Here is a 24,653-nt window from a genome sequence, read left to right as displayed (position 1 = left end):
AACCTACAATCTCATTACTCCCCTCTCGGAGTAGGAGAGGGGTTGGGGGAGAGGTCTCTTTCAAACTGAAAACAACTAACTGCCCACAAACCAAACGCTAATTTATTGGTGTTGGGTTTCGTTCCTCAACCCAACCTACAATCTCATTACTCCCCTCTCGGAGTAGGAGAGGGGTTGGGGGAGAGGTTTTGAGTTGCTCAAACTTACCCACTGAAATAGACGCCCTACTACTCTAATATTTTTAGTTATTGCCGAGAATTTTGCTTTCGTTTTTTCGTTATCTTCCACCATAGTTTAACTCCCACTATACCAATAATGCTGGCACCCAAACTAAATATAATTGAGATTCCTGGTGCTAACCAGGGTTCGGGTACTGAATATTTAGACAGAAATTTGCCTACTGGATGATGACTAGCTCTGGTACTACTATTGACATAAGGAAAATGACCAGAAATGGAGGCAACGCTGGCACCTGCACCTAATCCCACACCGAGAATGGCGACAAGTTCTTGAAAGTGGCGATCGCTCTCTGCTTGTTCTATTTCTGTGATCCCACGAATGGAGTTTATTAGGTCTTCTAATAGTTTTAATTTGGGGCTGAGATTGGCATAATCTTTTTGCATTTGTAGCAGATATTTTTCGGTTATTTCTTGAGGGAATTTTTCGAGAAATTTGAGGTCGGTTGTGACTCCGGGGGTGGTTATCAAACGAGCTAATATTGATGAAATATATTCTCCATTTATTGTTAGTTTGGAAAGTTGGGAAATTGGAGTGGGAATGTTTTCTGGTAATAGATTTTCGACGGCTTTTGATGTGGCTTTTTCTCTGATTATATCTAAGCGTATTTGGTAGTTGAGCAGATTAATTTCTATGGTGCGGATTTGACTGTCGAAATAGCCTAAGTTAATTGAATAGTCAGATAAAGTTTTTTGAGATTCTACTAATATTTTTTGTAGTGGTTTGAGATTTAAACTAGGGTTTTGATATTTCTGGATTTCTTGGATATATTCTTGAATTTCTATGGCAGATTTTTTGAGTAATTCTTTCAGATAGCGACTCTGAGCATACGCCCACAAAATCTTGTGCAGGTAACAAAGTAAACGGAGCAAATCAAAGTTAAATTCTGCTGCTTTTTTGGCAGTTTGTTCGTTGGGATAGAGAGAAATTATCAGATGATTATTTGTCTGGATTTGTTTAATAGTTGGTGGTGAGGAAAAATCTATTTTTTCTGACATGGTAATGCCGTATTGTCGTAATTCAAAGATTGTTCCTCCTAACAGTTTTCCTTGACCTTGCAAATCTTTTTCCCAGTCGAAGCCAAGATTTAATTTTTCGCAGCATTGTTTGGCGATTTCTTCAGGGTTTTTGTTGTTAGCTAATTCGGCTAAAACTAACCAAGTTTGTCCGAGATTTCCTGTTTGAATTTTGCCCGATGAATCTTTGAGTTTGGCTTCGATTTGGTTTTTTAGTTCGGCGATGCTATTGGTTGGATGACGAGTTTTATTGTTAGGAGTAGCCATACATCCAGATGCTAAATTAGGATTAGGATAAATTCAGTCTCAACACTAACTTTAGAGGAATTATGTCCAATACTGAAATGAGCGATGGGAATATTTCCCAGCTAAATCGCAGAGGTTTTATGAAACTGTCGGCTGCTGGCGTTGTCTCTTTAGCAGCGATGGAACTATTACCAGAGGCAACTAAGAGTGCTAGTGCGGATACGGTAAATAGTAACTTTGAAGAAAAGTATCAAATTTTCGTTCCTGTTGAAAATGCTCGATGGGGTGGAAGTCAAAGTGTTACTTTGCGATCGGGGTATACTATTAAGGTTAAGATTCCCAGACGACTGAAGGAAAACTCCAAGTTGACAGTTAAAGGCGTCGGTCTTAAAGGAAACGACGTGACTCTAATTTGTCATACTCTTTACGATCCCAACGGAACAACTGGTGACAGTATTTACGGAGAAATAAATCAAGCTAACTTCATTAAGAAGGAACTGACGAAAGACCGTTGCAATGCCATTTACCAATCTTTGGAAAATGGTAAGTTTGTTCGAGATTTAGTAGCATTAGACTTGCTCGATTATGTAATGGAATCTGCCAAACTAGATGAAGACATTAGCCAACGGTATTCGATCGCCAGTAACAATTCTCGTTTGAAAGGAATAGAAGAGGCGATCGTAGATACCTTGGCAAAATCTAAGTTAAACAAGGGGAAGAAAAAGTGCATCAAAGGAACTTACCAATACGTTCGCGCTGGCGAACCAGTACCAGATTTTGCAGCATTAACAGATTTGAATGCTATTGTTGCTGGTTCTAATCTTCCCGAGCAACTCAAGCAAGTTTACTTAACGGCAAGCGCTAAATCTAAGGCAGTTACCGTAGACTTTATCATCGTTGAGTTGATTAAGGAAAAACTGAGCGGTCAAAAAGAGGATGACTATTTATCGGTTTGGGAGAAAGTTCGCAATGGCGAGAAAATTTCTGACGGAGAGGAAAAAACCTTAGAATTCCTAGATGGATTTATAGAAAATTCTGACATTTCAGAAACCAGCAAAACGCTTTATTTATTAGCCAGGGTTTTAGGTGAAAAAAGCGACTCGCAAAATGATCCTCTTCAGGAGGCGATCGAGAGCAGCAACAAACTCACGGACAAGGAAAAGTATATCTACAATCTGGCTTACAGTCTAGCTGTTAAGGGCGAGTCAAACGAACAAACTGAGAGCAAAGTTGTCCAGTACGCAGTAGCTAAATTCCACAGCGATTTGAGCGAAGCAGAGGAAAAAGCAGAAGAAAAAGACTTTGCTAAATATGCAAAACTTATAGCGGCTAAATTGATGGAATGGCTCATCGCAAAAGCTGACATTCCTCCAACATACCGATCTGCCTCTCTTGCACTTGTTGGGCTAGTTATTCAAGAGAAAGATGTAGCATCAGCAGCAGCAGCATTAGTGCCAACAATAACAAGCACTCTCAGCGTCTTGGGAGCAAAAGCGGGAACGGGCGTTGCTATCAGTAGCTTAAGTGGCGGTGCGACTACCACTGCAACTTTAGCTACTTTAGGAGGCGGCTCTGTTGCTGCTGGAGGTTTGGGAATGTTGGGTGGCTTGGTAGTAGTAACTGGTGGTGCTGCCTTAATTGGAGCTGCCGGACTGCTATCGGTGGCTCTGCTAACTCGAATGGACGGAAAAGACTATGTAAATTTGGGAATTGCAGGAACAGTAGGAGTTTTAACCAGTGCAACTGTAGCCGTTGCTATTTGGACTGGTGCTGGCGCCTTGGGTGTGGCAGGTTCTCTATCGGGAGCGGCAGCGATTACTACTACCATCTCGGCTCTCGGTGGATTAAGCATTATGACTGGCGGTGTGGCTTTGATTGCCCTTGGTACTGGCTTTGCTGTTTGGTCAGTTCTCAAAGGCAAAAAGTCAAAGGGCGATATTTTAAAGGAGCTAGAATCTCGTGCTTATATGTTAACCGAACCCAGTGACGATCCCTTGGTTCCTTTCGTTCAAAAAAATTTGCCCAAAAACTACGAACACGAAGACGTCTATCTAGCCCCTGCGATTCCTCTGGACAAGCTTTCCAATGCCATACATAGATATGGCTATCTCGATCCGGGAGAAAAAATTCTGGCTTTAATAGATACTAGCGGAAATCACAATGCTAAAGACGGCATCTTGCTAACCGATCGCAAAATCTTATCAAGGCCAGCATATTCAAATGCTGACTATGCGATTTATTCAACATTAAGCTGGTCTGAAATTTTTAAAGTATCTAATACTATGCTGGAGAGCTATCGCGACGCAGCAAAGTTTGCCCGTTTCCTGATAAAACTCCAAGAACAGGTGCAAGGGCAAAGTAGAGTAGTTTGTAGTTCAGTAGTGGACTAACACACCTAAAATCGTGCGTTACGACGGATTGCTAAATCCCTTTCATCGTCTAAATTTAGGCCGTCTAACGCACCCTACTGGACTACTGGACGATTTAGGATTCCTATAATAAGCATAAAAAAAACCAATGTCAGCCAGGGATTTTTTTCATCAGGAAGTTAAAAATGCTCTAATATAAAGATGGATGCTCAATCACCCATGACCCATTATTTGTTAGTTTTGGTCGTGTAGATATGTCTATTAACCTCGGTGGAGAACAACTTATTGGGCAGAATAAAGATAATCAAAAGATAGTAGTTGAAATTAAGATTTTCTTAGGAAAATCATCAGCTATTTATGAATTTCATATTGCCTTGGGACAATTTATTAATTATCGGGTAGCACTAAAACAGAAGGAACCTGACCGAATACTTTATTTAGCCGTACCTCTGATTACTTATAACAACTTTAATTATACCTGAAGCAGCAGAACTGCTAGGAGTGTCAACAAAAACAATCAAATGAAATCAATAAGGACTAAACTCAAAGTTAATAATAAACAAAAAACCATACTTGCTAAACACGCAGGTGTAGCTCGTCATGCTTATAATTGGGGATTAGCAACTTGTATTTCTGAGTCTGAAGAAACCAAGAAACGGCCTAGTTCTATCACTTTGCATAGACGTTTGGTTGCTGAAGTTAAAAGTCAAAATCCCTGGTATTATGAAGTCTCAAAATGTGCCCCTCAACAGGCATTAAGAGATTTAGAAAGGGCATTTAAAAACTTTTTAACTATTCCCAAACGTGGATTTCCTAAGTTTAAGAAAAAGGGGGGAAAAGACAGTTTCTATTTAGAAGGTAGTATTAAAATTATTCAAGGAAATTACATACAATTACCCAGAATAGGAATAGTAAAAACTTATGAAATCTTACCTTCTGTGCCAGTGAAAAATGTGAGAATATCCAAACGCGCGGGTGATTGGTACATTAGTTTTAAATATGAATGTCAGCCCAAACCTACTCCTAAAAGCGGATGCGACCCCGCGTCGCCGACAGGCGCAAGGGAATGCGCACCAAGCAAACGAGCTGTTATCGGTGTAGATGTAGGCATAAATACTCTAGCAACTTGTAGTGATGGAACAACCTATGCTAACGTCAAAGCCTACAAACAAGCTAAAAAACGATTAACTCGTTATCAACGCCGTATCAATAAAAAAGATCCAGGCTCCAAAAACAGAGCTAAAGCCGTAAAAAAACTAGCAAAAGCTTACAAAAAAGTAGCTGATATCAGAGCCGACGCACTCCATAAAATCACGACTTGGTTAGCTAAAAACCACAGCACCATAGCGATAGAGGATTTGAATGTGAGTGGTATGCTCAAAAACCACAAGCTGGCAAGTGCCATAGCAGACTGTGGTTTTTATGAGTTTAAGCGTCAGCTATCGTACAAGTGTGATTGGTATGGTTCAAAGTTAGTAATAGCCGATAGATTTTATCCAAGTTCTCAATTGTGTTCTCACTGTGGACAGAAACAGAAAATGCCATTACATAAGAGAACTTATGAATGCAGCAACTGCGGTTTTACTGCTGACAGAGACTTTAACGCTGCTGTGAATTTGGAAAACTATGTGCATCAGTAGCTTGAGTTCCAAGCGATTTTAAGCCTGCGGAGAAGATAAGTTACAGACTGCGGTCAGTGGTCTTCAGTGAAACAGGAAGCTAGCTCTAAAGCTCATGCAATTATGGTATGGGTAAGTTTGGGTAAGTCTAGTAGAACGGCAATACGAACGGGCGATAGAGTAGCAAAAGTGGGTGCTTGAAAAGCAAATGGCCGGATTACATTGAGCGACTTGTTATCTCCTGCCTTCCGCTTCCTCGACTTAGACGAAGTATTCCTCTCCTGCTGCGAAACCAATCTCGGAACCACAGAAATCACTGATGATACCATGACCTTAAATACAGGTTTTTTATGTGCAGGTGCCAGGGGTGTAATTAGCTCCTTATGGGCAGTAGATGACTTATCAACATCATTGTTTTCGTTATTTTATCATCAAAAACGAAAAGCAGGTTTGAATCGTCCCCAAGCGTTGCAAAAAGCTCAACAAGATTTACGGCATTTAACAGGGAAGGAGTTTGAGAGGCAATATTATCAAGAGTTAGAGCAGTTGCTGAATGAGAAGTTGCAGCTAGCATCTCAGAAGAAAGCAGCGGCAAAACAAAAGCGCGATGGTTGTGCGGAAGATACTCCAGAGTATGAACAGTTGCAGGCAGAATATGAGAAGCGGGTGTCGTTGGAAGAAAAGATATTGAGAACAAAAGATATACGATTAAAGGCAGTGTGTAAACAAGAGTATCCATTCGAGCATCCTGAATATTGGAGTGGGTTTATTTGTGCGGGTTTGCGCTGATGGGGTGATGGGGTGATGGGGTGATGGGGTGATGGGGTGATGGGGTGATGGGGTGATGGGGAGACTCCAGTAGTGGAATGTCTCATCTAAAAATGTAGGTTGGGTTGAACGGAGTGAAACCCAACAAAACCCTACTATTGTTGGGTTTCGGTCCCTCAACCCAACCTACACTATAATGCACTATTTAAGGTGTGTCAGTCCACCACTGGGCTTTTGAGAAACCGATTTGGTACAATATATAGTAATCCTAGCGTATTGCTATAATAAGCATAAAAAACCAATGTCAGCCAGGGATTTTTTCCATCAGGAAGTTAAAAATGCTCTAATAAAAGATGGATGGTCAATTACCCATGACCCATTATCTGTTAGTTTCGGTGGTGTAGATATATCTATCGATCTTGGTGCAGAACAACTTATTGGGGCACAAAAAGATAATCAAAAGATAGCAGTTGAAATTAAGAGTTTCTTACCAAAATCATCAGCTATTTCTGAATTTCATACTGCCTTGGGACAATTTATTAATTATCGGGCGGCACTAAGACAGGATGAACCTGAGCGAATACTCTATTTAGCTGTACCTGTGAATACTTATAACAGCTTTTTTCAACTTGAATTTACTCAATTAATGGTTAATGAAAATCAAGTAAAACTAATTATTTATAACCCAGAAAAAGAGGTAATTACAGAATGGAAAAACTAGAAAAATATCGTCATTTAGTCCAGGAATTTTTGTTAGAATATAGCAAAAATAAACCTGCTTATGGAGAAATCGAAGTACAGCCAATTTTTGATACTGTACGAGACCATTATCAGATTGTTTATTTTGGTTGGAAAAAAGAACATTTAATTCATAGTTGTCCGATTCATATTGATATTAAAGGTGAAAAAATTTGGATTCAGTGGAATGGAACTGAAGTGGATATTGCAGAGGAATTAGTAATGAATGGAGTCGCAAAAAAAGATATTGTTTTAGGATTTCATACACCCTTTATGAGAAAGTTTACAGAATATGCTGTTGATTAAATGGGATGGGGAGATTCGGAGCTGGGAAGATGGGGGGATAGGGAAGTGGGGAGCTAGGGAGTTCGGGAGATGGGGGGATTCTATATAATCTTGGCCACCTAACGCATCTTACTGGACTAAGACATCAACTTAAGTTTTTTTCAACAACCATTTATCAACGTTTTTGGTCATTTTCACAATCATCCCCAAAATGGGGAGATGGGGAGATGGGGTGGTGGGGTGATTGGGTGATTGGGTAGTGGGGTATATTCGGATTCTATATAATTTTGCTCGCCTAACGTACCCTACTGGACTAATATAGAATCCGGTTGAATAGTCGTCCGCAGCGACGATAGGAAGCAATCTTGCGACACCCTTGAGATTGCTTCCTTTCACTCCGTTCCAGTCGCAATGACTACAATAACTAATTATCCAGATTTGATATAACACATCAACTTAAGTTTTTTTCAACAACCATTTATCAACGTTTTTGGTAATTTTCACAATCATTCCCAAAATTTGGTTATATTGACTATACAGTTGTCTTGCTGTTTCTAGATCCAAATATTGACATTTAACTGCAAACTTTAGCCAAACCTGACTTTCTGCTGCTTCAGCTTCAGCATCATTCAATCTTAATAAAAATGAACCTTTATAATGTCTTTTCCTCCATGCTTCTGCTAAATTAGCACAGACAGAACGAGAAGAACGCCTAATTTGGTCAGTTAAGGAATATGTTTCTTCTTTAGGGAAAACTTTTAGAAATTTCAAAAATTTCCATAAAAAATTTCCATAGCAGTATTCAAAGAAATTTGATACACCTCTAAATCTTCATGGTTATTAATTAAATTTTGGCGATTTTCAGTCATATATTCTTATTCTTCTCACTATCAAAACCATATCCCCCCATCACCCCATCACCCCATCACCCCATCTCCCTATCACCCCATCTTCCTCACAACAACCCTCGATAACGAATAAACAACAAAATAACTGCCCACGAACCTAATGCTACTTTTAGCGCTACCAAAATATTCAGTATCGGAATAATTCCCCCACTGACTAACCCTCCTAATTCTCCTTGGGGTAATTCTCCTCCCATGAGAGTTATCGCTGCCAATACAATAAATATTAAAACTGAAATTTTTTCCCAGGTAGCAGCATTCCATTTTTTATATATTTTTTCCATCTGCTCCGATGATGAAGTAATAGCAATCAAACCAATGGCAGTTCCTCCTGCTACCCCCGCAGCAAAACCACCCCCCGGACTCAGATGTCCCCGAATTGCTAACTCGATACTCACCAACGCGGAAATAGTCGCTCCCAAACGCGCCAATACTATTGAAGGGCGATCGCTAAATTGATAAACTGTTTCGGTGGGTTGTTCATTTGCTAATAAAAAACGAACACCCAAAATAGAGATCGTAAATACTACTACTTCAAAAATTGTGTCATAGAGTCGATTTCTAAAAATGATCCCAGAAACCACATTAGCTACTCCACTATCGGCAACTATTGAGTCAACAATAGAAATTGCATCCCCTTCTGCTATGGGGTTTGGCATAATTAGCACTTTAACGAACAATGCTATTCCTGCTAAAAAATAAACCCATTTCATTAATGTTTATCCTCCTGGTTTGGTACAATTATGTATGTCACACTTGTTTGTGATGAAGTTAATTCCTTTTGCATAATTTCAAACAGACGATGTACTCTAATAGCAGTCTGATAAGTGGGTTTTCCCTTGAGTTGTAATTCTTCTGGTTGACTACAAATAGCGTGAACCTCTTTAGCTAGCAACCCCCATTCTAGAGCTTGTTGATTAGGATATTCAACTAACTCAAGACGCAAATGGTATTTATTAATAATTTGTCTGATATTAGCGATGAGTTCGGTAAAATAACTCTCTGTTTCTACTTCGACCTGTTTAAGTATTCCCAGACGCATTACTAAAGAGGAACGAACTGCAATCACATAAAGAGTAACAGCTAACATTGTTCCGACTAAAGCTTCTGTTAAAGCTACATCCGCAGCGCCTAAAACTGCATAAACTAATGCTGCTACTGCTCCTAAAATAGCTCGAATAACTAGAGCATTATAGGGATTAACTTGAAAAACTAGCATCAAAGCTGCTAAAGGTAACAGAGCAATGATGATATAAACATAAATATCAATCATTTTTTAACTTTTAACTTTTAACTTTTAACTTCTGCGTAATTAGGGAAAAAAGATTGATAGGTTGACTCTATTATTTTCTATCTTTTAACTTTGGCATTGCTAATTTAAGGTATGAATTTCAACTTTGGGTAAATTTTCAGCCAAAACATATAGTGCAAATTATACCTATTTCTTCCTCTAAAGTCACCGAAAAACTCCTTTCTACCTACTGACTCCTGATTCGTGTGAAATCGTACATTTATTCAGGAACGCCTTGACTTTTGACATTTAACTTCTGGCTATCAGGACTAGAGCAATATGCCAAAACATACCCCAAAACCGTATTCCAAATCGCCAAAGTAATAAGTGCTAGGAGCAATAACGGCCATTCACTAGGTATTTTGAGCAGTAAACCGACAACAATACTCATCGAACCCAGAGTATCAGCAACTGAAAGACTGTGGAGTTTAAATAAAACCGATCTATGTCCGAGTAGGGGGAATGTTCCCCAAAACCAGAAGATAATTCCGATAACTATCAAGCTGTAACTTAAAATGTCAATCATACTTCGTTTAACCTTTTGATTAAATTTGCCAATAACATTAATCCCGCATTACCTACACTCAGAATAATTACCGCAACTACCCCAATAGACCAATCATCCCGCAAAACGGAGATAAGTAACATCATAATTGAGGTTTTGGTAGCAATACTAGCAAAAGCCAGCATTTTCTGCCAAATATCATCATCTTGCCACGCTTCATAAACAGGTATAAGCAAAGCTAAAATCATAGCAATTAAAATATAGTTGTTCATCTTTTTCTGCTCCGTTGAACTAGGTGTACTTCATACCACCCCCCTTCGTGATATTTCAAGACAATAGTTTTGGGGGTAAAAGTAATTAAAAATATATCCAGAAATATCAATCCTGGTGTTCGTTGTGGTTTAACTCTTTCACAAACCAAAACTTCTTCATTATGGGGACGAACCATAATTTGTATTGCTTCAATATAAGCTTGGGGAATGGCGACAATAATTTCCCATAATACTCTCAACCAATCTTTTAATGCTCCTAGGGATGTTTTGCTACGAGGTAATAAAAAAGCGATACTAACACCAATAATAATATTTGCCGGACTCAAGTCGGCGGTGAGTAAAAACCAAATTGCCAGTCGTAGTATTATGTTAAAAAAGGAAGTTGCGTCCATGCTATTCACTAATTAATAAAGTAATCATTTACAACTATGTTTCTTTAATTATGCTTCAGCAAGTTTAGCAGTAATATAGAATCCGGTTATACAATATATGTTTATAATTCTATAATTACTTCAATAGACATCTGGTGATAATAAAAAATCAAATCAATTATCGCACATAAATAATCAATTCTTTCCCCCTACTCCCTACTCCCTACTCTCTCTTTTCCGGAGAGGTCTAATATTAAATCTCCCCATCTCGGAATCTCCGATCCATTACCTGAAAAAGCAATGACATCACCTGGATTTATGTGAAACAATATTCCATTAATTTTATTATTCATACTTACTATTCATACTCACTTTAGTTATGCTATCACGGTTCTCAATGTAGCATAAATGTTAGCTAAATGTTAGCTTGAAAAAAAATTGGTTCAATTAATGATGTTTGTCACAGAGAAGTCAGCAGCGAGCAAAGACTTAATTGCCAGTCCTAATTTCATGTGAAAAAAGGTAATTGTGTCCATGCTATCCAGAAGAGTAATATTATCATTAGACTCATAAACCCAATTAGATGATCGAATTTTTCGATCGCTCTTGGTATTTTAATCGCCAGTTTCTTAAAAATATACAGATATGCTAACCAACCAATAGCAATAGTTACTAGTGGTTTGATAATATTTTTGATACTATAAGCTTCATAATAAACAGCATTTGCTACTATCAAACCGCCGAGCAAGAGTACCATTGCCCACCAAAAACCCAGGCTAACTTTGATTGTTTTCTCATTTTTCTGGTGAGGTAGAAAAATGAATTTAGCAAAAGAAATTGCTGTTCCTACTGCTGCAATATTCATGGCAATAACCTGCCAAGGTAATAGATTTTTCGAGGTTAATACTTTTGCTCCAAAACCAGAGAGTAGGGGAAAACCAGAAATCGAAAAACTAGCGATCGTTAATGCTACCCAAATTCGGTTATCAATAGGATGGTGCTGTAATTCTTTAAAATTACGACTAGGTAAAATACCTGCTATCAAAAATAGAGCAGACTTAACTAAACCGTGAGTTAAAGCATAGAAACCTGCTACTACTGGCGCAGCAAGTACAAAACCTAACTGAGAAATTGTGTGAAATGCCAACATCCGCTTAGTATCTTTTTCAAATACGGCGTAACCTACCCCTAAAAGTGCTGTACTTACTCCAAACAATCTCACGAGTGGATCGATTTCTTCTAACATTAGCGCACAACGCACCAATGGAAAAACCCCTGCTTTGACAACCACTCCCGATAACATTGCCGATACTGGACTTTGTGACTCGGAGTGAGTTAGGGGCAACCATAACCCGGATACAAATATACCACCTTTTGCTAATAATCCCAAAAATATTAGGGCGATCGCTTCTGGAGGCGCACCCCGCAGACCCATAAAATTGAAGGAATTATGTGCTTGATAAACTAACACTGCTCCCACTAGATAAAATAGCATTGCTGTATTACTGACAAACAAATAGCGCAACCCTACCCAAATCGACCTATCTGTACGAGGATAAGCTATTAGTAGAAATGCAGCAATACTAATTACCTCCAAAGCTACATACAAACTAATAAAATCTGCACAAATAAAAGTAGCATTAACACTACCATGCAGAATTACCGCTTGCATATAGAAAAAAGCTGTTCTCTGGCTATTCCAACAATAAAGAATTACTGCTGCTGTTACTAGAGCATTAGTAATAATAAAAAAGCCACTCAATTGATCGATAGTTAAACTAACACCAAAACTATCTAATAACTGTATATTTACAGAGGATGGATCTGAAAATATATACAAGGCATAATCAGCCGAAACAAATGCTATTCCTAATGCTAGAAAACGGTCTAATTTTGGTAGGAGATAGATAATAAATCCAACAAAAAATGGTAATGCCATCCAGGCGATCGTGATATTGGCCATAAAAGTCAAAAGTTAAAAGTCAAAAGTTAAAAGTAAGAAAAAAAGGAGGAATTTAAGCAAGGAAATTTTTTAGTATACTCAGTAAGGTCTGTTTTGATGGGAAGTAGCAAATTTAATAACTGTGTATGACCATATTTCATATCATTTAAGTTTTTTCCTTCTTTTCAACCTTTTTTCCTCTTACTTTCTCCTTTTTCCTTACCTGTACTTTATAATAGACATTTCCAATAATCAAAAATAAAATCAATTATCGTACAGAAATCATCAATTATTTTCCCATCCTGGGAAGGGTTAGGGGTGAGTCCCCTACTCCCTACCTTACAAGGGCAGGTTTTTAATAATCAACGCTATGGGGCGCAAATGTGGGAGTTGTGGGAGTAAAATCCATTTTTATTAATGCAGTTTGCCTATCTTCAAGACCCTATACTCCCCACACTCCTCACACTCCCCACACTCCCCACTCTGGGGATAATATCATACTTGTACCATCCAAAAAACTAAAATTAACATTATAGCCATCACCCCAATCAAATGCTCAAATTCCTCAACTGCTCTTGGTAACTTAATCGCTAATTTCCGAAAAATAAATAGATATGCTAGCCAACCAATAGCAATAGTTACTAATGGTTTAACAATATTATTAATAGTATAAGCGTCATAATAAACTGCATTTGCTACTATTAATCCACCTAGTAAGAATACCATTGCCCACCAAAATCCTTGTTGAATTTTCTTTTCTGATTCACTTTTTTTATGAGGTAAAAAGAGAAATTTAGCAAATACAATAGTTGTACCTACAGTCGCAACATTCATGGCAATAACTTGCCAAGACAATAGATTCTTAGTAGTCAATATCTTGGCTCCAAAACCAGATAATAGGGGAAAACCCGAAATCGAAAAACTAGCGATCGCTAATGCTATCCAGAGTGAGTTATTCATCGGTTTATCTTGCAACTCCTGAAAGTTACGACTTGGTAAAACGCCTGATATTAAAAACAGTGCTGATTTCACAAACCCGTGAGTCAAAGCATAAAAACCTCCAACTTCTGGTGCTGCCATGATAAAACCTAATTGGGAAATAGTGCTAAATGCCAGGGTTCGCTTCGTATCTTGTTGAAAAATCGCCCAAAATACTCCTAAAAGTGCTGTACTAACACCAAATATCCTGACAATAGGATCGATTTCTTCTAACATTAGAGCACAACGCACAAAAGGAAAAACTCCTGTTTTGACCACAACTCCTGATAGCATTGCTGACACAAAACTCTGTGACTCGGAGTGAGTTAAGGGCAACCATAACCCTGATATAAAGATACCCCCCTTAACTAATAACCCCAAAAATATCAGGGCGATCGCTTCTGGAGGAGCATTAGTCAAACCCATAAAATTAAAAGAATTATTGGCTTTATATACTAATGCTGCTCCCACCAGATACAGTAACATTGCTGTATTGCTAATAAATAGATAGCGTAACCCTACCCAAATTGACCTATCTGTACGGGGATAAGTTATCAGTAGAAAGGCAGCAATACTAATTACTTCTAATGCTACATACAAACTAATAAAATCTGCACAAATAAAAGTAGCATTAACACTACCATGCAAAATTGTTGCCTGCATATAGAAAAAAGGTGTTTTATTAGTATTCCAACAGTAAAAAATTACTGCTGCTGTTACTAGAGCATTAGTAATGATAAAAAAGCCGCTTAGTTGGTCGATCCTTAGAGTTACACCAAAACTATCAAGTAACTGTATGTCTAAAAGAAAGGATGGATCGGCAAATATCGCCAAAGCATAGTTAGCAGAAAGCAATACTACTCCCAGTGCTAGAAAGCGAGAAAGTTTGGGTAGTAGATATATCAGGAACCCAACAAAAAATGGTAATGCCATCCAGGCAATTGTAATATTGATCATTTCAGTTATCAGTTATAGTACTTGCCATGACTATTAGACATCTCCAGAAAAAAGGTATAGCGCTACTTGAATCAGGAATAGGGAACACTTAACTGGGAACAGGAGACTATCAAAGGATTTGAGGATTTATAAATGTCCTAACCTTAATGCGTAGCGCTATAATAGAGAGAAGTCATTGATAATTTATGGACAATAATTGATTTTATTTTTGATTTTTGGAGAAGTCTATTAGGACATTCTCGCTTCTCTCAAATTTAGTCTGTGCTGCGAATGTAAGGGCGAATGGCCATTCGCCCCTACTGACTTCTGACTTCGCGCCTTCTGACTTCAACTATGTCATGGTGTATTATTGTCTTCTATCGCTTTAGTTTCCAGAGTAGGATTATCCTTTGCTAACTTCATCACACCCACTAGCATTAAAGCTTGAATTGAAAAGCCAATAACAATAGCAGTTAAAATAACTGCCTGGGGAACTGGATCGGAATAAGCAACATTTTTGCCTGTGGCTACAATGGGGGTAAATACACCATCTCGCGATGCTACCAGCACATAATAAGCAATAACTCCTGTACTCATGATATCCATTGAGATGATTTTCATCACCAAATTTTTCTTAAATATGATACCGAAAAATCCACATAATACGGTGAAAAATATACACGCTTCTAACATATAATTTCAGGATTTAGTAATCAATAATTGGTTGAAATTTCAAGTTTTGCCAAACAATATGAGAATTATTTTTTTTGCAATGTACCAAAAGAATCTATTCAATGAAAAAAAATTGAAAAAATGGAATAAAATTTAGCATCTTTAAACTGTTTTTTTGCTTTTCAAATCCTCTCAAATTAATAGCAGTTTGCGACTTTATTTAGTACAAATTTATTAATTTTTCACCGAACAACTTTACTAAGATATTAAGATGAAGTTGTACTAGATTAGCTGGCTGCCATATATTATTAAACATGAAATTGGTTCAAAAGAGAAGAGACATTTGATACGGGTTCTGATAATTGGTTGGATCGAGCCTAAAGTTGGCTCTGGGTGCTTCGTAAAAATAACTCTTGCTTTTGTGATGTTGCCTGAGAAGTGGCCAGATTAGTATGAGTCTATGCAAGAAATTAGGAATCTTCTACGTTCACTTCTACAGCTTGACCTATCACTAAAAAAGCTTCTTTGATTGGTTGGCTAATTGAACTTTCTAGTTCTCCTAGAATTGGTTCTTAGTATACTTCTAGAAAGTTGCTTCTCATATCAAATTCGGTAGCATTGGTGTAATTAGATAAGGAGTCAGGAGTCAGAAGTCAGGAGTCAGGAGGCGCGAAGGGAAGAGAATTTAGAAAGATTTGGCAATGACGCTCAGATGGAACACTTTTTTATACCGAACCCGAGCGAATTTGATATCAGTCGATAAAATATAGCGCTTTTGCTTTTCTCCATTCGTGGGAATGTTCCTTGAATGAGCTTTTTTTTGGTGGAACATCAATTGGAAAATAATGTAAATGCTAGTATGATAAAATCTAGAATTAAGTGGGGTGATATTGTTTTGTTAAATGGTTAGCGATCGCTATTCTGAAAGTCTATCTAACTTAATAAAAATTGTGTGGACAATTTCTGATCGCCTCCTGCAATTTTGTCAAAAAGCAGCACTCTGTCAGGATACTTGCGTACTCATAATTGATGAAATTAACTGCGCTAACCTCTCTCAAGTTTTCGTCAACTTATGTATATCCTGGAATACCCGCAAAAATTACCCTTGCTGGTATAGCGCTACGCGCAAGTTCAAATTCAAGCATTCAAAAGTAAAAAGTAATCCCTGACTGAGTTTGAGTATTTATAAATGTCCGCGCCCTTTGCTTCTACTGCTATAGTGGACAGTTATTGAGTACCCCTGAAAATGTCCGCATCATTGGCACCATGAATACTGCCGATGCTCTCAAACACTAAGACTTCAGCATAATCTCCCAAATGCCTTGTTTGGCCTAAATTCCACTAAATTTCCATTTCTGCTTCAGCACGTTGAGCAGCAATACGCTTGCGCCAGGTCAGATAAGGAATAGCAGCTAAAGCTCCCACTAACGCATAAGCTACCAGTGTTGGCAATACTCCCAACTGCGGAAAATTCAAACTAGCAATTAATAATGCTAAACCAGGGTTACGAGTGGCGCAGAAAACTGCTAACGCTGTACGAGTATCCTCTCTCGGTCCCCCCAATAAATGACCGATCGCCAAAGATAAAACTGTCATCAAAATAATTGCTACTACTGATAACCAACTCAAACCCAGAACAATATCCAGACTCTTTACCAACACAAAAATTACTAACACTATGAACATCACGTTAGCAATTTTTGTCAGTGGTTTTCCCATGTCGTCAGCAAGTTGTGGCCATGTTTCTCTGATGGCAATACCGATGCTGATGGGGAGCAACTGAGCAAATGTTACTTGTTCGGCAACTTGTCTGGGTAATATATCAACATCAGGGGGAAATAGAGAACTTAAAATTGCTAACAGTAAGGGAACAGTAATTACTGCTAATAGAGAAACTGTTACCTGAAAGCTGACTGTATAGGGAAAGTTGCCTTTTGCTTGGACTATTTTTCTGGTAGTCAATGGTGCGCCTGGACATACTGCCATTAATATTAGACCAATTTTGACTGGTTGTGGCAAATCAAATAATAGTAATACTATCAGCAATGTGACTATAGGAACTAATACATCTACTGCTAATAAAAAACTGAGTAGTATTTTAGGTTTTCGCCATAATAATGTGACTTGCTTGATGGTTAAGTTTAGTCCCAATGACAGCATTAGGGAAAAAATAGTTAGTTCGACAAAATTTGTTAGCAGCTTTCTAATAAACTCTTCCATAAATCTATTTTTTCTTAATAAGTTTTGGTAAGTTGCTTGCCCAAGCAATTAGGCGATCGCTGTCTTTATATTAATAAGTATCTAGTCATAAATAAAGTTAACTTTGAAGAAGAGTTGTTTATATTCCTTTGACTCCTGATTTAAAAATTATTATTCAATCAAAAATACCAATTGTAAACTTATTTTGGATGTGGGAATATGTCTATAATCTCAAAAAAAACGTTTTTTAGATAGTTTGATTAATTGTGAATATTTACAGGAATTTTACAAGTTTTTAACTAATATTTTTGCTCAAACAATATTATACTAATTACCATGCATTAATGCTATATAGCGCTACTTGAATCGGGAATAGGGAACACTTAACTGGGAACAGGAGACTATCAAAGGATTTGAGGATTTATAAATGTCCTAACCTTAATGCGTAGGGCTATACTTGAGGACACTTCAATTATTAAGTAATTAAAAAAGGCCGAATCACCTTTGTAATAATTGTTAGCCAGAAGCGTATTAATTATTCTTATTTTTACTTCTCGCTCTCGGACGTTGCATGTAACGTTCCTACCTCCAACCCTATTCAAGATACGGGTTGAAAAGTTTTTGAGAAATAATATTAGACCTCCCTCGACAAAGAAATACTTTGAAGCTATCAGATAATTCCTAAGTGCCAATTACTAATCACAGTTTATCTCAAGTTTGGATAGTCATTGATAATATGTTGTCTTTTTTGGGTTTGATCCTTATCCTGCGGATAAGCTGCGCTAAGGGACTTGCGGTTTATTAATCTACCAATCAGGTTTTGCAATTTCTTGAGTATAGCTTGTTTGACTGGTACTTTATTTTTGCGCAAGTCCCTAACGGAGACGCTCCGCGAATGTTCCTCAACCTAATCTACGCTAACTATTAACCGAATATAATATTAAATTTTCACCAGCTTATAAATATATGACATATAATTATCACCAAAAAATTGAGGTAGATTTCATAATTAGATAAAAATCCTTGTATCTAAATATTTAGTTTGAAACCCACCTCTACAAATTTATCGCTAAAAATTAGTACCCTAAAAAAATAGAGTACATTTAATGCACTCTAATTAGTTTCTAATGTAATTACTGTAACTTCTGGCGGACAAAATAACCTCCCAGGAAAATAAGTTCCTAAACCACGATTCACATATAAATAGTTATTTCCAACTTGATGCAATCCCTGAGACCATTCCCAATACTCAACTATTTTGTGACATTTTGCCATGAATGGTACAACAGGTCGTAGAAATTTGGGGATGACTCTACGAATAGGCTCCCGGAACTGAGGGAGAGGTCCAAGGAATGGTAATCTAATCTGACCTCCATGGGTATGACCGGAAAGTTGTAGGTCAATACGCCATTTTTGTAATACTTTGGCAGTATCGGGGTTGTGGGATAAAACAATTCGTGGAACTTTTTTACTTATAGATTCCATAACTGTAAATGGTTTGAAGTTACCAGACCAATAATCCTCTAATCCTACGAGAGCTAAACCTGAACCCAAAGGATAGACAACCTGGTTGAGCAGAATGGGAACATCAATTCGAGTAAAAGCGTCTATGACCTTATGTTTGGCACCCGGATATTCTTCATCGTGGTTACCAAGTACAGCATAGACTCCAGCACGACTTTCAAGATATTTCAACCGCAACACCAGGTCATCTACAGGTGCGGGTTCATCTGTGATAAAGTCTCCTGTAAGTAGAATTAAATCTGGTTCGACTTCGTTGGTAATGGCGATCGCTTCAGAGAGTAGGCATTCAGAGAGTCGCTTCCTGTCATAGTGGAAGTCGCTCATATGTACGAGTTTTGTCCCTTGTAAATGGTTGGGCAACCCAGTAATTTTTAGGGTTAAGCGATCTACCTGCAATTGACCCGTCAATATCCTGTGCATGGTAAATAGACTGTTACTAAACTAGGGCGCTTCTAGCATAGCAAAGCAGATGTAGCTTTTAAGGTTTGGAAATGAGGTAAGGCCATTTTAGTTATCAGTTATCAGTTATTAGGACTTACACAACTTTTAAGTCCAAATATAGCCCAAACCCTCTTTATAAGAGACAACACGTCGATATTGTTAGTTAACCAATCAAAAAAACGAAAAGCCATAGCTGTACGAAAGGCTTCTAAAGATTCAGTAAATGTCTTCAAAGGTTGACTTCCCGATTGTCTTTGTAGCCCTCCAGTTAACTTATTTAGGAATGAAGATAAAATAATATCCACAATTTTTGGCTAGGAGTATTGCAATGAAATACTCCTGTGCAGAAAATATGGAAGTTAATAAATCCTCATTCCTTATCTACTTGTAGGCTTTAGATACTTGCAATCTACTATATCTTTCACTTACACATTTTCACATTTTTTAGCGTGGCACTATAGTTTTGACTAACTATATATATATGGTGGCTTTTTGTTAGCTGTAAAATTTTTAACGAGTAAATTTCCACCTTAATATCTATCTCTTCAATCTACTACTTAAAAATTACTTTTATAATCTTTTTATGGTCTATTGTCGATTACGCAGGATTCGATCGATAGAAATAGTATTCAGACTACAACCTGCTAAAAGGATGAAGAAAACTAAGCAATAAATAAGTTGAGATGAGGCTGTATCCCATTCTTGAAGTAGGCAAACCCCAAACATTAATGGCATCATTAATACAAAACCTGCGATAATTGCGTTGCGTGTTTGCAGCCCAATTATCATTAGAAATCCAGAGATTAATTCTATAGGAGTAGTTAAAGCAGCAAATGGTAAAATCAAAAAGCTTGGTGCTAGCTCTTGAAATCTCTCTACCATTGATTGAATAAATCCTCCCATATTTCCAATTCTGACTAAACCATGTACAAAGAAGTTTATTCCGAATACTATTCTTAATAGTGTATAAGCTAAAGTTACGTCTTGGCGTTTGAGAAAAATTGGAGTTTCAATATTATTCATTCTATTATTCCTCTGAGATTTGTATCTAAAAATATTGGCATTTAATACCAATTTTCAAAAATCATGCTACAGCAACTTAGTCCCTAGCTCCTGACTTAGCAATATGAAATACGTTAATTTTTGGTACCAAAAATTGATAGGGATATAGGGAAATCGAGAGATTCGTATATTTGCACAATTTTTTGTATTTCATATAATAAAATGGGTATAAAATAAATAAAATTTAGTATTTCAACCCTTCTACTTCACTAGGAGGTACTATTAACTGATAACTGATAACTGAAATGACTATTCTATTAAAGAACGTCGCCAATGAAATAAATTTTCTAGCCAATCTTTAACTATTTGATTATTCTCATGTTTTTGTTTTAACCATGCTGTTGCTGTTTGAGCATTAATTTCTGATATAGTCGGCCAAATATGAGGTAATTCAGCGATCGCTTCTATTTTTATTCCTTGACTAATAGCTAATGCCATAACATGAATTATTTCACTTGCTTTATTTCCTACTATTGAAACGCCTAAAATTTTCCCATTGCGATGACCGACAATTTTACAAAATCCTGTTGTTTTGCTTAAAATTTGTGCCCGGTCAATATTTTTAAAGTTTTGCCGAAAAACTAATACATTCTCTCCATAACGTTCTCTAGCTTGTTGTTCAGTTAAACCAACTCTTGCTAATTGTGGTTCTGAGAATATTGCCCAAGGAATGCCACTATAATTAACGGAAAAAATAGGTAAGTAAAGAATATTTTTTATCGCTATTTTAGCTTCATAGTTAGCAATATGAAGAAATGAATATCCGCCTACTAAATCTCCACAACCATAAATCCGATAATTAGTCGTTTGCAGCTTTTTATTTAACAACAAATGGTGATTTTTAAACTTCACTCCTACTGCTTCTAGGTTTAAATTATCTAAGTTGGCTTGATTACCTGCTGCCAAGATAATTTCATCGGTTTCTATGGCTTCGTTTCCTACTAAAATCCATTTTTTATCGTCTATTTTTCTGACTTGAGATACTTCAGTTTTAGTTAAAATTCTAATACCTTCTGCTTCTAACTGAGCTTGAACTAAAAATGCTGCTTCTGAATCTTCCTTACCTAAAATATGAGAACTTTTGACTACTATAGTTACTTGAGTTCCCAACCGAGAAAAAGTTTGTGCTATTTCTATTCCACTGGGGTCGCCACCTATAACTACTAAATTTTGAGGTTTTTTTGAAAGTTTATCAATTTTTTGGGGAGTAATAAATCCAGTAGTTGTTAATCCTGGAATTGCTGGTATTATAGGTTGAGATGGAGTAGCTAATAGATATGTCCGTGAACGTAGATGTCTTCCTTTTACTACAAAAGCTAGGTAAGGGCGATCAACAAATTTTCCTTCACCAAAAATTACGTCTATTCCTAATGCAGCTAAAACTGCAGGTTCGTATTTTGCTAATTGATTATTAACTACATAATCAGCATACTTTTTTGCTTCTTCAAACTTAACGGAAATCTCTCCTGAATCATCACTATCTTGATAAATACCAAACTGTTGTTTGTGATGTATCTGTTCTACAAAATTCGCTATTTGACTAATAATTTTGTTGTGATGGAATCCTTGAGTATTGCTAAAAAGAGGAGAATTAGTTGTATTTATTTCTGTGGGAGAAGGTTGTATGAGAGCAACACGACCTTGATATTGTGTTGCGGTAATAGCAGCATAAATACCTGTTATTGTTCCACCTATAATTACTACATCATAATCAAGCATAGTTCATAAAAATAGGGAGTAGGGAATAGGGAGTAGGGAGTAGTTAGCAGAAATGGGAATTATCAAGGAAATAGTTGGCAGTATCCTCCATTTATTTTTCTACAATTATTCTGCCTTTTCTGCTAAATTTTTGAACCAGAGCAACTTAAATCCTTAAAATAGGGAGTAGGGAATAGGGAGTAGGAAGTAGTTAGCAGAAATGGGAATTATCAAGGAAATAGTTGGCAGCATCCTCCATTTATTTTTCTACAATTATTCTGCCTTTTCTGCTAAATTTTTGAACCAGAGCAACTTAAATCCTTACACTTTTTCATACTAAAAAGATTAAATCTTTTCTTTGTAAAGCCTTTGAGAGTTGATTACCAAGCGCTACTTATTATTTCTGTTATTTCAAAAAAATTCTCGATTTTAATTTCATTCTCATTCCTCAATTCAAAATTTCTGCTAAAGCATCAATTAACTTTTGATTATCTTCTTGGGTACGGACAGCAACTCGGAAATAGCGATCGCCCAATTCTGCAAAACTCAAACAATCTCTAATCAAAATTTTATGTTGTTTGAGTAATTTTATCTGTAGGTGGTCAACAGATTTTTGAGAGTGGACTAATAAGAAGTTGGCTTTACCTGGATATGGTTGTAAACCTGGTAACTCCGCTATAGCTTGGAATAGTTGAAGACGAGCATTTCCTAACCAATCCCAAGTTTCCTGTTGAAATGCTTCGTCTTGAATAACTGCTTCAGCAGCACATAAGGCTAACGTATTTACAGGCCAGGGGTCTCGCCATTTTTGCCATTTTTGAAGGCGTTCAGGATGAGAAATTGCATAGCCTAGTCTTAGTCCAGGTAAACTGTAGAATTTAGTCAGAGACCGTAAAATTACCAAATTCTCAAATTTGGTCACCAGTGGTACTAAGCTTTGGAGTTGAGGTGGTGGTAAGAAGTCCATAAATGCTTCATCTACCACTACCAAACCAAACTTTTCTAAATAAGGGACTATTGTTTCTAGCTCCATCAACATTCCCGTGGGATTGTGAGGATTATTGATTAGTAGTCCTTTGTTTGTATTAGCTTCTATTTCCAGCTGCTCTAATTTCCATTCCCCTATTGTTAGGGGACATTCAACTACATTAGCTGTAAAAGTTTTGAGGGCGCGTCGATAGTCACCAAAAGCAGGCACTACTAAATAAGTTGTTTCCAGCTTTGACAATTCTAGAGCTGCCCAAGTTAATAATTCGGCTGCACCATTGCCAGGCAAAATCCACTCTGGAGTAAGAGGAGGATGAGTCAGACTAAGAGCTTTCTTTAACTCCTGATAATTAGGGTCTGGGTAAGCTCTAAGTTGACTGATATTAGTTTGAATGGCATTAATAGCAGAATCAGGCGGCCCCAGAGGATTAATACTAGCTGAAAAATCCAGAATAGCGGATATGGGGCAACCTGCTACTATGGCTGCCCAAGCTAAATTTCCTCCGTGTACTGGTCTAGTCAAAGCTGGATTATTTTTATTTACCGTTCCTTTCGGCGACTAACTCTTTGAAAGATTTACCGGCAGAAAAGGCAGGTACTGTAGTTTCAGGTATTTCCATTTTGTCACCTGTTTTGGGATTACGACCTTCCCGGGCTTTGCGTTCTCTTGATTCAAATGAACCAAAGCCAACTAGGGTAACTTTATCCCCTTCGGCCACAGCATCCATGATAGCTTCTAGGGCTGCACTTAGTACAGCATCGGCTTGTTTTTTAGTGACTTCAGCTTTTTTAGCGATTGCGTCCACTAATTCACCTTTGTTCATTGAAATACTCCTTTTTTATTTGGACGAAACATTCTAGCAGGGTTTAGTTAGTAACCAGTAAATCCTAAGTTCAAGTCAGCAAAGTTTTGGGGTCTTGTTAGTAGGTTTTTCAGTTACTAGGCTTTTTGCTTGCTATTAACTGTACCCTTTTCTAATTCTTAGCAAAACCTCAAACCCTTTGACTGATAATGTTTTCCCAGATCCTCTGGCATATCATAAGTGGCTGTGTTAGGCAGAACTTGATATTTTTTTTGCTGAAAACCCCATATAATCTAGCTTTCACTGGTTTATTCTAATCTCTGATTGGGTAATATGTAGCGGTAAAACCTTTAATTTATGTAGATTTCAAGACTTCTTTAGCTTTTATTCATTTTTTTGGCCAAAAAAAACTCTTCTAGATTCATTAAGGGACTCTTTTTCAAAATTAGAAATATCTAAATATCTATAGATAGCATAAATATGAACCATAACTAGATCGTCATAGTTTTTCTAGCACTTCAAATATCATTCTGTGAAGCTCTCCTAAGCTAAGGTGTTTGAGTCGGATTTTTTGGCTAATCTATCATCAAAGAAGGAAATTAGTTGATTCCTTGAGCCTGGTTTTCGCCAGATAGTAGCTCAAACTAGATCGTCATAGTTTTTCTGGCACTTTAAATATCATTCTGTGAAGCTCTCCTAAGCTAAGGTGTTTGAGTCGGATTTTTGGCTAGTCTATCATCAAAAAAGGAAATTAGTTGATTCGTTGAGCCTGGTTTTCTCGGATAGTAG

General features: G+C 37.2%; 22 protein-coding genes and 1 pseudogene. 6 read left to right on the top strand and 17 right to left on the bottom strand.

The window, feature by feature from the left end:
• Positions 1-245 precede the first annotated feature (245 nt).
• Positions 246-1,520 (bottom strand): hypothetical protein, encoded by a 1,275-nt coding sequence (locus tag ACP6PM_RS13295; RefSeq protein ID WP_426585308.1) that lies wholly within the window; start codon positions 1,518-1,520, stop codon positions 246-248.
• Between the two features lie 62 nt (positions 1,521-1,582).
• Between ACP6PM_RS13295 and ACP6PM_RS13290 the strand changes: the two genes are divergently transcribed.
• The 6 genes from ACP6PM_RS13290 to ACP6PM_RS13265 all read left to right on the top strand — a co-directional run bounded on the left by ACP6PM_RS13290 (position 1,583) and on the right by ACP6PM_RS13265 (position 7,299).
• Positions 1,583-3,889: a twin-arginine translocation signal domain-containing protein gene (locus tag ACP6PM_RS13290; protein WP_426585306.1), complete on the top strand. Its 2,307-nt coding sequence runs from the start codon at positions 1,583-1,585 to the stop codon at positions 3,887-3,889.
• A gap of 233 nt (positions 3,890-4,122) precedes the next feature.
• Positions 4,123-4,350, top strand: coding sequence for an element excision factor XisH family protein (locus ACP6PM_RS13285; protein ID WP_426585304.1), 228 nt, complete (start codon positions 4,123-4,125; stop codon positions 4,348-4,350).
• A gap of 39 nt (positions 4,351-4,389) precedes the next feature.
• Complete coding sequence (locus tag ACP6PM_RS13280) at positions 4,390-5,508, top strand: RNA-guided endonuclease InsQ/TnpB family protein (protein ID WP_426585302.1); 1,119 nt, start codon at positions 4,390-4,392, stop codon at positions 5,506-5,508.
• A 201-nt stretch (positions 5,509-5,709) separates the two neighbouring features.
• Positions 5,710-6,276: a CHAT domain-containing protein gene (locus ACP6PM_RS13275; RefSeq protein ID WP_426585300.1), complete on the top strand. Its 567-nt coding sequence runs from the start codon at positions 5,710-5,712 to the stop codon at positions 6,274-6,276.
• A 280-nt stretch (positions 6,277-6,556) separates the two neighbouring features.
• Positions 6,557-6,976 carry a XisH family protein gene (locus ACP6PM_RS13270; RefSeq protein WP_426585298.1) on the top strand — a complete coding sequence of 140 codons (420 nt, stop codon included), beginning with the start codon at positions 6,557-6,559 and terminating at the stop codon, positions 6,974-6,976.
• A complete protein-coding gene (locus ACP6PM_RS13265; protein WP_426585296.1) occupies positions 6,964-7,299 on the top strand; it encodes a XisI protein in 336 nt (111 codons plus the stop codon). The genes ACP6PM_RS13270 and ACP6PM_RS13265 overlap by 13 nt, the downstream gene beginning before the upstream one ends.
• 435 nt (positions 7,300-7,734) lie before the next feature.
• Here the strand turns inward: ACP6PM_RS13265 and ACP6PM_RS13260 are convergent, their stop codons facing one another.
• The 16 genes and pseudogenes from ACP6PM_RS13260 to ACP6PM_RS13185 all read right to left on the bottom strand — a co-directional run bounded on the left by ACP6PM_RS13260 (position 7,735) and on the right by ACP6PM_RS13185 (position 23,885).
• Positions 7,735-8,049: a four helix bundle protein gene (locus tag ACP6PM_RS13260; protein ID WP_426585294.1), complete on the bottom strand. Its 315-nt coding sequence runs from the start codon at positions 8,047-8,049 to the stop codon at positions 7,735-7,737.
• A gap of 184 nt (positions 8,050-8,233) precedes the next feature.
• Positions 8,234-8,896, bottom strand: a complete 663-nt coding sequence (locus ACP6PM_RS13255) for a Na(+)/H(+) antiporter subunit B (protein ID WP_426585292.1) — start codon at positions 8,894-8,896, stop codon at positions 8,234-8,236.
• Positions 8,896-9,456, bottom strand: coding sequence for a DUF4040 domain-containing protein (locus tag ACP6PM_RS13250; protein ID WP_426585290.1), 561 nt, complete (start codon positions 9,454-9,456; stop codon positions 8,896-8,898). The genes ACP6PM_RS13255 and ACP6PM_RS13250 overlap by 1 nt, the downstream gene beginning before the upstream one ends.
• A gap of 238 nt (positions 9,457-9,694) precedes the next feature.
• Complete coding sequence (locus ACP6PM_RS13245) at positions 9,695-10,000, bottom strand: monovalent cation/H(+) antiporter subunit G (protein WP_426585288.1); 306 nt, start codon at positions 9,998-10,000, stop codon at positions 9,695-9,697.
• On the bottom strand, positions 9,997-10,251 hold the full coding sequence (locus ACP6PM_RS13240) for a hypothetical protein (protein WP_426585286.1): 255 nt from the start codon (positions 10,249-10,251) through the stop codon (positions 9,997-9,999). The genes ACP6PM_RS13245 and ACP6PM_RS13240 overlap by 4 nt, the downstream gene beginning before the upstream one ends.
• The gene (locus tag ACP6PM_RS13235; RefSeq protein ID WP_426585284.1) at positions 10,248-10,643 is read right to left on the bottom strand and encodes a cation:proton antiporter; all 396 of its coding nucleotides are present in this window, start codon (positions 10,641-10,643) and stop codon (positions 10,248-10,250) included. The genes ACP6PM_RS13240 and ACP6PM_RS13235 overlap by 4 nt, the downstream gene beginning before the upstream one ends.
• Before the next feature lie 487 nt (positions 10,644-11,130).
• Complete coding sequence (locus ACP6PM_RS13230) at positions 11,131-12,585, bottom strand: cation:proton antiporter (RefSeq protein WP_426585282.1); 1,455 nt, start codon at positions 12,583-12,585, stop codon at positions 11,131-11,133.
• 474 nt (positions 12,586-13,059) lie between these two features.
• Positions 13,060-14,499 (bottom strand): cation:proton antiporter, encoded by a 1,440-nt coding sequence (locus ACP6PM_RS13225; protein WP_426585280.1) that lies wholly within the window; start codon positions 14,497-14,499, stop codon positions 13,060-13,062.
• A gap of 336 nt (positions 14,500-14,835) precedes the next feature.
• Positions 14,836-15,171, bottom strand: coding sequence for a cation:proton antiporter subunit C (locus ACP6PM_RS13220; RefSeq protein ID WP_426585279.1), 336 nt, complete (start codon positions 15,169-15,171; stop codon positions 14,836-14,838).
• A gap of 1,320 nt (positions 15,172-16,491) precedes the next feature.
• Positions 16,492-17,370, bottom strand: coding sequence for a bile acid:sodium symporter family protein (locus ACP6PM_RS13215; protein ID WP_426585277.1), 879 nt, complete (start codon positions 17,368-17,370; stop codon positions 16,492-16,494).
• A gap of 1,092 nt (positions 17,371-18,462) precedes the next feature.
• Positions 18,463-19,293 (bottom strand): metallophosphoesterase, encoded by an 831-nt coding sequence (locus ACP6PM_RS13210; RefSeq protein WP_426585275.1) that lies wholly within the window; start codon positions 19,291-19,293, stop codon positions 18,463-18,465.
• A 126-nt stretch (positions 19,294-19,419) separates the two neighbouring features.
• Positions 19,420-19,592 (bottom strand): annotated as a pseudogene (locus ACP6PM_RS13205) (IS701 family transposase); the annotation flags it as partial.
• Positions 19,593-19,902: 310 nt separating this feature from the next.
• The gene (locus ACP6PM_RS13200) at positions 19,903-20,337 is read right to left on the bottom strand and encodes a DoxX family protein (RefSeq protein WP_426585273.1); all 435 of its coding nucleotides are present in this window, start codon (positions 20,335-20,337) and stop codon (positions 19,903-19,905) included.
• A gap of 288 nt (positions 20,338-20,625) precedes the next feature.
• On the bottom strand, positions 20,626-22,095 hold the full coding sequence (locus ACP6PM_RS13195; protein WP_426585271.1) for a dihydrolipoyl dehydrogenase family protein: 1,470 nt from the start codon (positions 22,093-22,095) through the stop codon (positions 20,626-20,628).
• 427 nt (positions 22,096-22,522) lie between these two features.
• Positions 22,523-23,584 (bottom strand): threonine-phosphate decarboxylase CobD, encoded by a 1,062-nt coding sequence (cobD, locus tag ACP6PM_RS13190; RefSeq protein ID WP_426585269.1) that lies wholly within the window; start codon positions 23,582-23,584, stop codon positions 22,523-22,525.
• A 13-nt stretch (positions 23,585-23,597) separates the two neighbouring features.
• Complete coding sequence (locus ACP6PM_RS13185) at positions 23,598-23,885, bottom strand: HU family DNA-binding protein (RefSeq protein ID WP_293106334.1); 288 nt, start codon at positions 23,883-23,885, stop codon at positions 23,598-23,600.
• Positions 23,886-24,653: the final 768 nt, after the last annotated feature.

The sequence above is a fragment of the Dapis brunnea BLCC-M229 genome (assembly GCF_050015995.1).
Classification (GTDB): Bacteria; Cyanobacteriota; Cyanobacteriia; order Cyanobacteriales; family Microcoleaceae; genus Trichodesmium.
Note: the sequence above shows the minus strand (reverse complement) of the source record. Positions and strands in the feature narration are given on the sequence as shown.

Coding starts and splice junctions, on each gene's coding strand:
- ACP6PM_RS13270 (WP_426585298.1), top strand. CDS start 6,557: ATGTCAGCCAGGGATTTTTTCCATCAGGAAGTTAAAAATGCTCTAATA.
- ACP6PM_RS13235 (WP_426585284.1), bottom strand. CDS start 10,643: ATGGACGCAACTTCCTTTTTTAACATAATACTACGACTGGCAATTTGG.
- ACP6PM_RS13265 (WP_426585296.1), top strand. CDS start 6,964: ATGGAAAAACTAGAAAAATATCGTCATTTAGTCCAGGAATTTTTGTTA.
- ACP6PM_RS13255 (WP_426585292.1), bottom strand. CDS start 8,896: ATGAAATGGGTTTATTTTTTAGCAGGAATAGCATTGTTCGTTAAAGTG.
- ACP6PM_RS13285 (WP_426585304.1), top strand. CDS start 4,123: ATGTCTATTAACCTCGGTGGAGAACAACTTATTGGGCAGAATAAAGAT.
- ACP6PM_RS13290 (WP_426585306.1), top strand. CDS start 1,583: ATGTCCAATACTGAAATGAGCGATGGGAATATTTCCCAGCTAAATCGC.
- ACP6PM_RS13200 (WP_426585273.1), bottom strand. CDS start 20,337: ATGAATAATATTGAAACTCCAATTTTTCTCAAACGCCAAGACGTAACT.
- ACP6PM_RS13295 (WP_426585308.1), bottom strand. CDS start 1,520: ATGGCTACTCCTAACAATAAAACTCGTCATCCAACCAATAGCATCGCC.
- ACP6PM_RS13280 (WP_426585302.1), top strand. CDS start 4,390: ATGAAATCAATAAGGACTAAACTCAAAGTTAATAATAAACAAAAAACC.
- ACP6PM_RS13240 (WP_426585286.1), bottom strand. CDS start 10,251: ATGAACAACTATATTTTAATTGCTATGATTTTAGCTTTGCTTATACCT.
- ACP6PM_RS13230 (WP_426585282.1), bottom strand. CDS start 12,585: ATGGCCAATATCACGATCGCCTGGATGGCATTACCATTTTTTGTTGGA.
- ACP6PM_RS13210 (WP_426585275.1), bottom strand. CDS start 19,293: ATGCACAGGATATTGACGGGTCAATTGCAGGTAGATCGCTTAACCCTA.
- ACP6PM_RS13245 (WP_426585288.1), bottom strand. CDS start 10,000: ATGATTGACATTTTAAGTTACAGCTTGATAGTTATCGGAATTATCTTC.
- ACP6PM_RS13185 (WP_293106334.1), bottom strand. CDS start 23,885: ATGAACAAAGGTGAATTAGTGGACGCAATCGCTAAAAAAGCTGAAGTC.
- ACP6PM_RS13220 (WP_426585279.1), bottom strand. CDS start 15,171: ATGTTAGAAGCGTGTATATTTTTCACCGTATTATGTGGATTTTTCGGT.
- ACP6PM_RS13215 (WP_426585277.1), bottom strand. CDS start 17,370: ATGGAAGAGTTTATTAGAAAGCTGCTAACAAATTTTGTCGAACTAACT.
- ACP6PM_RS13225 (WP_426585280.1), bottom strand. CDS start 14,499: ATGATCAATATTACAATTGCCTGGATGGCATTACCATTTTTTGTTGGG.
- ACP6PM_RS13250 (WP_426585290.1), bottom strand. CDS start 9,456: ATGATTGATATTTATGTTTATATCATCATTGCTCTGTTACCTTTAGCA.
- ACP6PM_RS13195 (WP_426585271.1), bottom strand. CDS start 22,095: ATGCTTGATTATGATGTAGTAATTATAGGTGGAACAATAACAGGTATT.